This window comes from Tritonibacter mobilis (assembly GCF_001681715.1).
Classification (GTDB): Bacteria; Pseudomonadota; Alphaproteobacteria; order Rhodobacterales; family Rhodobacteraceae; genus Epibacterium; species Epibacterium mobile.
Genome location: NZ_LNWY01000026.1, coordinates 23,369 through 36,091 on the forward strand (window position 1 = coordinate 23,369; position 12,723 = coordinate 36,091).

The window sequence follows — 12,723 nt, forward strand, 5'->3', positions numbered from 1 at the left end:
GCGACGTTTCTATGACGCATCCCAAAACCGCTAAACGGTTCCCTTTCCGTTCAGAAGGACAACTCGTGATTACACCAAACCTACCGCCTTGTATCGCCCGGACGGTTAAAATTTGCTTTTGTTTATTCATAATTGCGGCGTTTTTATCCGCAACGCCTTCGGCTGCTTATGCGATACCCTCACCTGAACTGGTCCTTGGATCAGTCTCATCCTTGTCACAGATTCTTGCGGTGGTTGTAGCGACCATCTCAGGTTTTGGCGCTATCATAGCGTCTCGTCTGGGCCTCAAAACCCGTTCAGGTGGTGGAAAATACCCGACCAAAACGATCTCTGCATTGATCCTAGTTGCGGTTGCTTTGGCCTTTGCAAATCACTGGCAGTGGCAGCGAAATAAATCGCAGGAACAACAGCGCCTTCAGGCAACTCTGACGCGCCCGGCTCAGTTTGACGGCACAAAAATCAAAGATGCTGAGTTGAAAGAGACCAGTTACACCGCGCAAGAGACGCATGCTCAGGGCATCACCACCGAAGACGCCGCTGCGCTCCTTTCTGAGGGGGATGTGAAGTTCTTCGACATTCGCGAAAGCGCTGAAAACGCGATGGGCACGCTTCCCGGTGCTGAACACATTCGGTTTCCAGACTTTCGTGAAACACCCCCGGTTGCACCGGGCGATAAGGTTGTCTTGTTCTGCCATAACGGCAACAGAAGTTCGGAAACCTGCACAGAACTGGCAAAGCTCGGTATTGACTGCCGCTTCATCGCGGGAGGCATCGAAAAGTGGATCGTTGAAGGCCGCTCGTTCTCCGACAGCCGCGTACAAAGCCTCTCTGATCTGCGCGCAATCCCAGAGTACCAAAATAAGTCCCGCTTAATGAGCACGGCAGACTTCAAAACCTATATGGAGAGCGGCGCGGCTCAGATCGTCGACACCCGCTACCCCAAGGATTTTGAAGCAGGACACCTGCCGGGTGCGGTGAACATCCCTCTCAGGGCACTGACGACAAAAGAACTTCAAAGCCGGATCGCAAAACTGCGCAAGGTGCCGACTGTCGCCGCCTGCTATGACCGGCGCAGCTGCTTTATGGGGCAAGTGTTAGGTTTGGAACTGACACAAGCAGGCATCCCGTTTGAGGGCCGCTACACCGTTCCATGGGAGTATTTCATCCCACCCGCTCCGAAACCCCATGTGGTGACATGGATGGCGGAACAGGAAAGCGGACTATGGGATAAGGCGGTACAAGGTATCAGCGCGGCGCTGATATGGGGCCACAATAAATCTCATCTGCTCTTGAGCCTTCTTGTGATGGCACTGATCTCGCGCATCATGGTGCTCCCGATCGCGCTGAAATCCGAACGGGATCAAATCAAGCTGCGCGACCATAAAACCGAACTCAACGAACTGAAGAGCACGCTCGCGCATGATCCCATGCGCAAAGCACGCGCAATCCGCGGCTTTTATGCAAAGCATGGGCTTACGCCAATGCGCAACATGGCAGCGTTGTTGTTCCTACCTCTGATGATGTTGGGGCTGCAAGCAGCAGAGCGCGCCTCTTCGGGGATCGTTGAGGGTTTTCTTTGGATTGCCGATTTAGGTGCGCCGGATCCGTTGTGGATTGCCCCGGCACTGACCTGCGCATTGGCTGGGCTCTATCTTGTCCTCGCGATTGCAAAATCCCGTCGTAGTGCGGTGCTTTGGCTTGGCCTCGGTGTGCCTGCTTTGTTTGTGCTCACGATGGGACTTTCGGCGGCCGGGAACCTCTATCTCTGTATGAGCCTTATCGGTCTGCTGGCGCAGTATCTGTTCGTCTCCGGCACATTCAGACGGATCGGGCATAAACTACGCATGCTGTCTCGCCTTCCCGATGGGGCATACAAACTGGGAGATACCGACAAGCTCGCCTTGGCTGGTAACAAGGCTCTGCGCCTTTCGCATATGGCCCAAGCAGGTTTCCCCGTTCCAAATGCCGTGGTCCTAACGGATGGCTTTCTAACCCGGTATCGTGCGGCCAATGCGCGCCAACGCGCACACATGGCCAGCAAGATTTGGCAATACATTGGGCCGAACCCATGTGCAGTGCGCTCCTCTGCCAGCAACGAAGATGGCGCCGAACAGAGCTTTGCCGGGGTGTTTGACTCTGCGCTCGACGTGAAAGAGCACAATATCGCGGAGGCCATTGAGACCGTGCTGGCGTCGTTCAGTTCTGATCGGGCCGACAGCTACCAGATCGCCAGCGCGGGTCAGGCCAATATCCTCGTGCAGGAAATGGTTGATGCCTCCTTTGCGGGCGTGCTGTTCACCCAGGATCCTCAAGCACCAGGTATGATGCTGCTGGAGTGGGTCGAGGGATGTGGTGAGGATCTTGTATCCGGGCGCAAAACCCCTGGAACCGCGCGGTTTGGCCGTGTCAGTGGCTCGCAAGCCCCCGATACCGAGACGCCGCCCTTTGATCCCACACATCTATTGCAAATGGGACAAGCTATCGAGACTCTGTTTGATCAAGCTCAGGATATCGAATGGGCCTGGGCAGACGGGCAATTCTACATCCTGCAATCGCGTGACATCACGACCGTTGCCGTTGGCAGCGAGTCTGAACAGGCCGCTGCAGAGGAATGGCGTCGCTTGTTTGCGTCACGCAGCACGAGCGATGATCCCGAAGGTATCATTCTGGAGCAAGACGAAATGAGTGAGGTGCTTCCGCGCCCCACTCCGCTCTCTTTTTCCTTGATGACCGACCTCTGGGCACCGGGCGGCAGCCTTGATCTGGCAAGCCGTGCCCTCGGCCTGCCCTACACGCTGCCCGAAGGGCCGGATGCGCATCTCGTACGGTTGTTTGGTAAGACCTACGTCAACACTAGCATGAAGAAGAAGCTCGCAATGGACCTGCGGGGCAATCGTGCAAATCGTCTGCGCAAGCAATTGCAGCCCACATTGGAGGCGTTCGAGCGCGATGTATTGCCGAAGCTGCAGGATCGTGTCGAAGATTGGCAGGCCATGCGTTTTGAGGCTCTGCCGCAGCGCAAATTGCTGGAGGCAATCTCGCAGATACGCGACTACTTTGTCACCGGCATTTACGTGGAAGCCGAGAAAATCAACCTGCTTGCGGCCTTTGCGATGCAAGAAGCCAACTCTGCTGCGCAGGGTGATCCCGCATTGCGCAGTCACCTCATGCAAGCAGAGCTAAAATACTCGCCCGCAAGTCTGCTTGCACAATGCAAGGGCAGCGAAGACGACGCACAGGCCCGCGCATTGGAGTTGATGGGCCATCGGGCGATGTTTGACTATGAGCTGTCAACGCCGCGCTATCATGAGGCACCGGGGCTATTGTTCACCCTGCTTGACCCCTCTCACGAGGCTTTGGAGCCTTCGCAGTTGCCTCAAGGCGTGCCTCAAGACCTGAAGCACACCCTTGAAATGGCAATTGCATTTCAGGATCTGAAAGAGCGCGCCAAACACGAGGCGCTGCGGGTTCTGAACGAGATGCGCCGGGCCTTGCGCGCCTTTGCAGATCAAAATGGACTAGGGCAGTTGGTGTTCCACCTTACAATGGAAGAACTTCTCACCGGCGACTGGGCGCAGCCTGAACGCCTGCGTGAACGCGCTAAAGAACGGCAGCGTCACGATGAGCTATGCCGCGAGCACGCTCCCACCAATGTGCAGCTCAGTTTGCTGGATTGCGAACATCTGTCGTCGGGCGCTGTGAAAACGCTCGAAGATGGTGCTTTGGGTGGGATCTGTGTTGCCGGTTCTGGCAACGCAACGGGTCGTGTGTTCCGGGTGGCGGATGAGACCGCCTATGGCCCCGACGCCTTTGAAGGGTTCGAACCCGGCGACATCATCGTATGCCACATGGTCAATCCCGCATGGCTTCCGCAAGTCCAGCAAGCCGGAGCGGTGGTCAGCATCGTCGGCGGTTGGCTTAGCCATATGGCGATTGTTGCCCGCGAAAAGCACATCCTGATGCTCGTAGGCGCCCAAGGCCTTGATGCGCTGGCGCAAGGTGACATCATCACCGTGACGGATAGCGGCGAGATTGAGCCGCAAAACAACGAGTCTCAGGCGCTACGCGCCTAAGACTCCCTCGCGCAGATCATATGTTTTGAGTACTCACACTTCAGAACATATGATCTGATGAGGCCATGACGACACCGTTTGATCCACAGCAGGCAAACCGCCTGCTCAGTACAATAAAATCCCGTATTGAAACGCTGCCGCCGAAGCTGAAAACGGCGGCGAAATATGTAATCGACTCCCCCGGCGACTTCGGCCTCGACCCGATCCGGGTCAGCGCCGACAAAGCAGGCGTCAGCCCCAATACGCTAACCAGACTCGCCGAAGTCTTTGACTATCCCGGCTTTGAGAGTTTTCGCGCGCCCTTTCGGGCCGCGCTGGTCACAGATCGAGAAGCGGACCTTGGCATGGACTGGCTCGATCAGCTTGCCACCGGTGATCGCACATCTGCGCTACAAGCCCGCGCGGCGCGCAATGCACTCAATATCACCGCGCGCTCGCTTCGGCTGATGACACCAGAGCGAACTGCGGCACTCATTGCTGCGATGACCTCTGCACGACATTGCTTCATCACCGCGAGCAGGTCGACACATGCGCTGGCGTATTATTTCCATTACGTTGGTCGCATGGCGCTGCCAACGTTGGAGTTGGTGCCGCGTCATATGGGGGATGCGGCGGATGATCTGCTTGATATCGGCCCGGAGGATTGCCTGTTCGCAATGACCTTTGCCCCCTACTCTACCAGCACGATCCGCGCGATCCGCATGGCGCATGAGGCGGGCGCGACAGTTATCTTGCTCTCGGACAGCGACACGATTGCACCGGGCGTTCAGGCGGATCACCAACTCACATTTTCCGCGCAGTCTCCCCATCATTTCGGATGCCTATCGGGCGCGATGGTGATCCTGGAGAGCCTCTTGTCCCATCTGATCGACGCGGGCGGCAAAGCTGCGCAAACCCGGATTGCACGCTATGAATCTCTCCGCCAAGACAATGGCGTCTATTGGAGCGGCAAGCGCCTGCCGCGCGCTCCGACCAGACCGCCAGAGTAAAACAGGCCGCCCTTTGGGGCGACCTGCAGGTTTATCTGTTCTGTGCTTAGTCGCGGTTCGGCCACGCCCTAGGGTCAAGATCAAGATCCGGGAAATCCTCCAGACGCAGCACCGGTCGCGCAACACCTGCTTTGAGCTGCTTGCGGAAGTCCTGCAGCACACGCAGCGCGATGGGGAACAACATCATCAGCACGAGCAGGTTCACCAACGCCAAGACCCCCATGAGCGGGTCTGAGAAGAAGAAGACAGAGGTGGCATTCGGTGCAACTGCGCCCACGAAGACGATCCCGACAACAACGATTTTCAGCACAATCGTTGCCACAGGCGTTTTGGTCAGAACGGTGATCGCATTTTCGCCGAGATAATAGTTGTAGATCACCGACGAGAACGCAAACAGCAGGATCGCAAAAGTCATGAAGTACTGCGTCCATTCGCCAAGATGCGAAACCATTGCAGTCTGCGTCAGCGCAATACCGTCAATGTCAGTTGCCCCGGGCACATAAACATCGCTCAACAAAATCACAAAGGCCGTACAGCTGCAGATGATGATGGTATCGATAAAGACTGAGAATGCCTGTGTGATGCCTTGGCTGATCGGATGATTGACCTCTGCTGTCGCTGCAACGTTCGGCGCAGATCCCAAACCCGCCTCATTTGAGAACAGACCGCGGCGCAGGCCCTGCGCAAGTGCTGCGCCCATGCCACCGCTTACCGCTTCTTCAAATCCAAAAGCGTTGGCGACAATGCTGCTGAGCACCGACGGGATTTCGCCGAGATTGGTCAGGATCACCACCAGCGCCATCAGCAAATAACCCACCGCCATCACAGGCACCACGACTTCAGATGCTTTGGCGATGCGGCGAATGCCGCCGAAAACGATAAAACCGGTCATAACCGCAAGAAAAATCGCCGACCACATACGATCGATCCCAAGCGAGGCCTCTGCTGCGCCAGCCACTGTGTTGCCCTGAAATGCATTGAACCCAAGCGCAAAGGCCGCAATCAGGCAGATCGCGTAGATCACAGCCAACCAGCGGTAGTTTTCACCCAAACCGTGTAGGATCGCCCGTGCAGGGCCACCACGATATTGGCCCGTCAACGGGTCCGCTCGTTTAAAGAGCTGCGCAAGCGAGCATTCGACCAGACTGGTGGCCATGCCAACCAGTGCAATGGCCCACATCCAGAACACGGCACCGGGCCCGCCCAGCGTAATCGCCACAGCAACACCTGCGATGTTGCCACCACCTACACGACCACCGACCGACACCAACAGTGCCTCACGTGCTGAAATCTTGCCGGATTCGGTACGGCCCCGGGTCAAAACACGGAACATGCGCCCGAAGAATTCGAACTGAACAAAACCGGTTGCGACAGTGATGAAGGTGCCGAATATGACCAATATCGGAACCAGCGACCATCCCCATGTCAGGTCTCCGATCACTCCGAAGAACTGTTCGAGCGCTTGCATAGCGTTTCTCCACTCACATTATGATACGCGGGCGGAATACGTGGCTCAATGCAGGGATGCAACGCCACAATTCGGCGATAGAAGGCCTAAAGTGCCCAATTTATAAGGCCCATTCACCACAAAGTCGGGTTTCGAGCAGTTTGCGCTGTACTGCGGGATCATCGCTTTGCGACAGGGCGTGCAGTAGCTTGGCATAGGCCGCCTCTACCGTCATATCTCGTCCGTCGATTGCACCGGCCTGAGCCAGCACTGCGCCCGCCGCGTAGGTTCCCAAGGAAATGCCACCTTCCGCGCATTGGCTAACCGCAAGTACCGGAACACCTTTTTCGCGCGCCCGCAACATTGCTTTGCGCAGCCCCACCCCTTCAGGCACCGTTCCCGAACCGTAACACCGCAACACGATCCCGGACGCATGTTCGACGGCCAAAGCAATGAGGTCCGCATTCATCGCGGGCGCGACGGCTGCAATCAGCGCGGTTGCATCACCATATTCACAGAAACTGAACCGCTCAGCCGGCTGAACGGGCGCCTTATCTGTCGGCGAGGCGTTAAAGGCATCAAACGCGACCGAATGGGATTTCCAAACACGCGCGCCATGCAGAAACTTCCCTGCGAATTGAACCCAAACTCCGGGCTCCGCCCTCTCTGCCGCAGAGAATGCATCTCGTAAGTTGCCGCTGCCGTCGCTGCCCGATTCCGTGAGCGGCAACATCGCCCCGGTCACGATGACGGGTTTTCGCACCCCCTTCAGGCCAAACGCCAGTGCCGCAGCGGTAAATGCCAGCGTATCGGTGCCATGTGTCACCACAAAGCCATCGCAGGCCTCATGATGGGCCGCGATTTTCCTCATGATCCAGTTCCAATCCGCAGGTGTGGCATTGGCACTGTCGATCAAAGGAGCGGCTGTCAAAACAATATAGTCAGACTGGATTTCACGACTGTCGTGCAGACGCTTTAGCTCGGCCTCAACCACGCCCTCTTTCGGTGCGAACCCATCAGGGGTAGCTGCCATTCCAATGGTGCCCCCGGTGTGGATGACGCAAATGGTCATTTGAACCTCCTGATTGCAATCACAGGCGCAAATCCGCATCAGTCGCGGGCAGCACATACTTCAGATCATAAAGAAGCGCCCCCGCTTTCCCAAAAGAGCGCAGCACCTCAGCTCCCATTTCCCGGAACTCCTGATGTGCGACGGCCAGGATCATCCCATCATAGGTTGCGGGTTGCGGTGTATCGATCAGTTCCAGCCCATATTCTTTACGCGCTTCTTCAGGGTTCGCGTGTGGATCATAGACGTCAACAGCAACGCCAAAATCGCGCAGCCCGTCGATTACATCGACAACGCGGGTGTTGCGCAAATCCGGGCAGTTCTCTTTGAATGTCAACCCCATCACCAAAACCCGCGAGTCCACAACCGGCACTCTGCGCTTCAGCATCGCCTTGATCATCTGTTGCGCAACATAGGCCCCCATTCCGTCATTGAGCCTGCGTCCAGAGAGTTAAAATCTCTGGATGATAGCCAACTTCCTGAGCTTTATACGTAAGGTAATACGGGTCCACACCGATACAGTGCCCGCCCACAAGGCCGGGACGAAAGTTAAGGAAGTTCCACTTGGTGCCTGCTGCATTCAGAACCGCCTCGGTGTCGATGTCCATCCGGTTGAAGATCTTCGCCAACTCATTGATCAAGGCAATATTGATATCGCGCTGACTGTTCTCGATGACTTTGGCCGCTTCGGCGACGCGGATGCTCTCGGCGCGATATGTGCCAGCGGTAACAATGCTGGCATAAAGCGCATCAACCTTGTCGGCCGTCTCTGCAGACGAACCAGAGGTTACTTTGATGATATCTGGCAGGCGTCTGGTTTTATCGCCGGGATTGATCCGCTCAGGACTATATCCAACCCCAAAATCCATATTGAGAGTGAGACCTGAAATTTCCTCAAGCAAGGGCACACAGTCTTCTTCGGTCGCGCCGGGATAGACTGTCGATTCATATATGACGGTATCGCCAGCTTTCAGGACTTGCGCCACAGTGCGCGTCGCCGACAACAGCGGTCCCAGATCCGGACGACGGGTCGCATCAATCGGCGTTGGCACCGTGACAATATAGATCGACGCGTCAGAAATCTCTGAAATCTCAGCCGTCAGATCCAGATAATCTGCGGATCTAAGCGTCGCGCTGTCGATTTCGCGCGTTCGATCCTTGCCGAGACGTAACTCTTCAATTCGACTTTGGTCGATATCAAAACCAACCACAGGGCGATTGCGCCCAAATTCAACGGCAAGCGGCAAGCCGACATACCCGAGCCCAATGATACAAATCTGTTCGTCAGCCAGCTGGTGGTCTGCCATCTTGGACTCTCCTGCAGTTCACGAGTCCACTTGACCCGAAGTGACACTTCATAAAACGCGCCATGGAGAGGTTTCAACCGACACTCGCCAGTTTGTGTTGTAGCGCCCTACTCTGCCGCAACAGAAACGGATCGCGCAAATTCGGAAATCCGGTCCACAGCCTGCGTCATAGCGACATCATCAACCGTCAGAGCAAGTCGCACCCAATGCGTTAAATGAGCACCAAAGGACGACCCGGGCATTACTGCAACCCCTGCTTTATCAAGGAGCGCCCAAGCAAAACTATCGCAATCCATGCCAAGTGGACTCACATCCACCAACGCAAACATGCCCGCCTCCGGGCGATGTACGCGCAGCGCGGTCTCAGCTTCCAATCGATCCGCAAGATACTTTGCGCGTCTGGCAAAACGATGTCGCATCCCAGCCGCCACGGGCGATCCCGCTCGGATGGCGTGTTCGGTCATATCCGCAATGAAAGGCTGGTTGCCAAACAGCATTGTTTCAGACACCGGCAGCAGCGCATCCATAAACGCCCGAGGACCAATGGCCCAACCACTGCGCAATCCCGGCGCTGCGTGGGACTTGGAAATCGAGGAAACGGCAATTACACGATCAGCAATATTGGGCAGTGCCAGCGGTGATGTGAAACTGTTGCCATCAAAAACAAGATCCTCATAGACCTCGTCGGAGATCAGCCAAAGATCATGCTTCAGCGCGATCTCGGCAATCGCCTCCAGTTCCGCAGGCCGTAAAATCGCACCGGTCGGATTATGCGGCGTATTGAGCAAGATCGCACGGGTTCGGCTGGTGACCCGTGCCTCAATATCCACCGCCTGCATCCGAAAGCCGTGTTCCGGCTTGAGCGGTACAGACACCATTTCTGCACCTGTTGCACGGATAACGCCCTCATACGTGGCATAGAGCGGATCTCCGACCAACACCTCATCGCCTACTTCTGCGACGCCTTGCATCACGGCATAAAGTGCCGTTTGCGTGCCCGGGAAGCACAAGACATTGTCGCGATCAAACCGCCGCCCGCGACGGGTGTAATAAATCTCCGCTAGCGCCTCTCTCAGACCGTTTTCACCGCGCCCATTCGAATACTGGGTCCGCCCGGCCTCAAGCCCATCAATGGCTGATCGTTTCAATGCGTCTGGCAATGACACGTCGGGTTCACCAATTGTCATCTCAACAATCTGCTCACCCCGGTCCAGACGCTCTCTTGCGGCTGTGTGCAAATCCCACTTGGCCCCACCAAGATCCGCGAGACGACGAGTGATTGATGTGGTCTTCATAGCCATTGTCTCCGCGCGCGCTGCATTTCACCAGATCACTATTATACAAATGTGCGACAAGTCAAAGACAATCCTGCAAAGTCCGAGATGGCACATAAAAAAGGCCCCGGTAGAACCGGGGCCTTGATAGGGGAAGAATAATCCCCTCAGATCAGAGGATCTTTTTCCGCAGGTAAGAAGACACCACCTCACCAAACACCACCAGTGCAAGAATGGTAAGCAACACCATCGATACTTCTGGCCAGTTAAAGGTGTCGATCGCGCCCTGCAGGATCATTCCGATACCGCCAGCCCCGACAAGACCCAGCACCGTGGATTCTCGCAGGTTGATATCCCAGCGCAGGATGGCCACTGCAAAAAACGCCGGCATCACTTGCGGGACAATACCGTAGAGAACAACTTTGAAACGTGACGCGCCACAGGCTTCCAGTGCCTCTACCGGCTTGCGGTCGATTTCCTCAATCGCCTCACCAAGGAGTTTGCCCAAGAAGCCAATGGAGCGGAACATGATCGCTACGATGCCCGCCACGATACCGGGGCCAAAGATTGCCACAAACAGCAGCGCCCAGATAATGGTGTTCACCGACCGCGAGGACACGAGGATAAACCGACCGACCCAGAGCGCGAACTTGTTCGGGGTGGTGTTCTGCGCCGCGATATAGGCCACCGGCAGCGAGACGACGACAGCGATCATCGTGGCCAGCGTGGCAATGTTGACCGTCTGCCAGATCGCTTCAAGGATCGAGGGCAGATTGCTGGGATCGGGTGGCATCATCCGGCCAAACAGGTCGCCCATCTGCGAGGGGGCATCCCAGACCCATTCCCAGATCACATCGATACTGCTCAGGGCCCATGCGACGACCAGCAAGGTCAGCGCAAAACCACCATAGCGCATCACCCTTTGACGCAGAGTGAAACGAGACCAGTGGTCGAGGGTTTGGTTCAAAGACTGACTGGTCATCATGCAATCCGCTTTCTGATAAATCCGCTCACCGCCTCGGAGACGAGGATCACGCCGACGATCACCATGGTGATGGCGAGGGCAAAGTCGTAGTCATAGCGACCAAAGGCATTGGCGAGGGTCGCGCCGATCCCGCCCGCACCTACGATCCCCACCACGGCAGAGGCACGCAGGTTACTGTCGAGCTGATAGATCCCCAAACCAACCAGACGTGGCATGATCTGCGGCATCACCGCATAGGCCAGCGTGGCGATGAACCCCGCCCCGGCGGAGCGCATGGCCTCTACCTGACCAAAGTCGATTTCCTCGATCCGTTCTGCGAGCAGTTTGGCGACAAATCCGACAGAGTAGACCACCAGCGTCAGCGCACCCGCAAAGGGGCCAAAACCCACGGCCTTGACAAAAATGATCGCGACGATCACCGGGTGAAAGCTGCGCGCGACAATGATGATGCCCCGGCCCAACAGGTAGATCGGACGGATCGAAATGTTGCTTGCCGCCATGAACGCCAATGGCACCGAGATTGCAATACCGCCCACGGTGGCAAGGATCGCGATTTTCAGGCTTTCCAGAAAGCCATCAATCAACAATCCCGAACGCTCAAAGCTGGGCGGGAACGCCCCGCTGAAAATCCGCTGGGCCCGTGTCATACCGTCTGAAACGCGCGCCCAATCGATAGGCAATGTAGCGAGTGTCACCACAAAGTAGATCGCGACCGCAGCATAAAATCCGTAACGCACAAGCGGGTTGGAAATGAACGGCGGCTTGCTCCATGTGTCCTTGATCGCGCTCATGCCGCCGCCCCGACCTGCGCACGGTCCTCTGCTGGCACCCCTGCGTAAATCTCGTCCATCTCGCCCTTGCCCAATTTCTCGGGCAAATCGTCAAAGATGATCCGACCATAACGCATACCTACGATGCGGTCGCTGTATTCCTTGGCTTCGGTGACGTTGTGAATGTTGATGATCACTGGCAGTTTCAACTCGCTGGCCAGATCCCGCAGCAGCGACATGATCTGTTCGGAGGTCTTGGGATCGAGCGAGGCCGTTGGTTCATCCGCCAGCAGGATCTCGGGGCGCTGCATCAACGCGCGCACCACACCAACCCGCTGGCGTTCACCACCAGACAACTCGTCGGCGCGTTTGTCGGCGTAATGGGCGATCCCCACGCGTTCCATCAGTTCATAGGCGTGGCGGATATCTTCGCGCGGGTAGCGCCGGGTGAGTGCCGCCCACGTCGAGATATAGCCCAACCGCCCGGACTGTACATTTTCCATCACCGTCAACCGGTCAATCAGGTTGAAGCTCTGAAACACCATCCCGATCCGGCGGCGCGCCGCACGCAATTCTCGGCGGTTCAGGGTGGTAAACTCTGTACCGTTCAGATCAATGGACCCGGACGTGGGTTCCACCAGACGGTTAATGCAGCGCAGCAATGTGCTTTTACCTGCGCCCGACGAGCCGATCACGGAAGTGAGCTGGTCCCCTTCCACAGTCAGATCGAGTTCTTTCAACACAGGATCACCCGATCCATAGCGTTTGGTCAGTTTGGAAATCTTCAGCATGGCGGTCTCCCGGACATA

The 12,723-nt window shown here is 56.6% G+C and carries 8 protein-coding genes and 1 pseudogene; 2 read left to right on the forward strand and 7 right to left on the reverse strand.

Annotated features, from left to right (window positions below):
• The first annotated feature begins 11 nt into the window (after positions 1-11).
• Positions 12-4,073, forward strand: a complete 4,062-nt coding sequence (locus UB90_RS20710) for a PEP/pyruvate-binding domain-containing protein (protein ID WP_227512147.1) — start codon at positions 12-14, stop codon at positions 4,071-4,073.
• A 65-nt stretch (positions 4,074-4,138) separates the two neighbouring features.
• Entirely contained in the window at positions 4,139-5,062 is a 924-nt protein-coding gene (locus tag UB90_RS20715) for a MurR/RpiR family transcriptional regulator (RefSeq protein WP_065327065.1), read from the forward strand.
• Between the two features lie 46 nt (positions 5,063-5,108).
• On the opposite strand, the gene UB90_RS20720 is transcribed toward UB90_RS20715, so the two are convergent.
• The 7 genes and pseudogenes from UB90_RS20720 to phnC all read right to left on the reverse strand — a co-directional run bounded on the left by UB90_RS20720 (position 5,109) and on the right by phnC (position 12,705).
• On the reverse strand, positions 5,109-6,530 hold the full coding sequence (locus tag UB90_RS20720; protein WP_065327064.1) for an alanine/glycine:cation symporter family protein: 1,422 nt from the start codon (positions 6,528-6,530) through the stop codon (positions 5,109-5,111).
• A gap of 100 nt (positions 6,531-6,630) precedes the next feature.
• Entirely contained in the window at positions 6,631-7,581 is a 951-nt protein-coding gene (locus UB90_RS20725) for an asparaginase (protein ID WP_065327063.1), read from the reverse strand.
• A gap of 19 nt (positions 7,582-7,600) precedes the next feature.
• Positions 7,601-8,885 (reverse strand): annotated as a pseudogene (gene tviB / locus UB90_RS20730) (Vi polysaccharide biosynthesis UDP-N-acetylglucosamine C-6 dehydrogenase TviB).
• 107 nt (positions 8,886-8,992) lie between these two features.
• On the reverse strand, positions 8,993-10,180 hold the full coding sequence (locus tag UB90_RS20735) for a pyridoxal phosphate-dependent aminotransferase (RefSeq protein ID WP_065327062.1): 1,188 nt from the start codon (positions 10,178-10,180) through the stop codon (positions 8,993-8,995).
• 151 nt (positions 10,181-10,331) lie between these two features.
• Positions 10,332-11,141, reverse strand: coding sequence for a phosphonate ABC transporter, permease protein PhnE (gene phnE / locus UB90_RS20740; RefSeq protein WP_009175713.1), 810 nt, complete (start codon positions 11,139-11,141; stop codon positions 10,332-10,334).
• Entirely contained in the window at positions 11,141-11,935 is a 795-nt protein-coding gene (phnE, locus tag UB90_RS20745; RefSeq protein ID WP_065327060.1) for a phosphonate ABC transporter, permease protein PhnE, read from the reverse strand. Before phnE (UB90_RS20745) ends, phnE (UB90_RS20740) begins: the two co-directional genes overlap by 1 nt.
• Positions 11,932-12,705 carry a phosphonate ABC transporter ATP-binding protein gene (phnC, locus tag UB90_RS20750; protein WP_009175612.1) on the reverse strand — a complete coding sequence of 258 codons (774 nt, stop codon included), beginning with the start codon at positions 12,703-12,705 and terminating at the stop codon, positions 11,932-11,934. The genes phnE (UB90_RS20745) and phnC overlap by 4 nt, the downstream gene beginning before the upstream one ends.
• Positions 12,706-12,723: the final 18 nt, after the last annotated feature.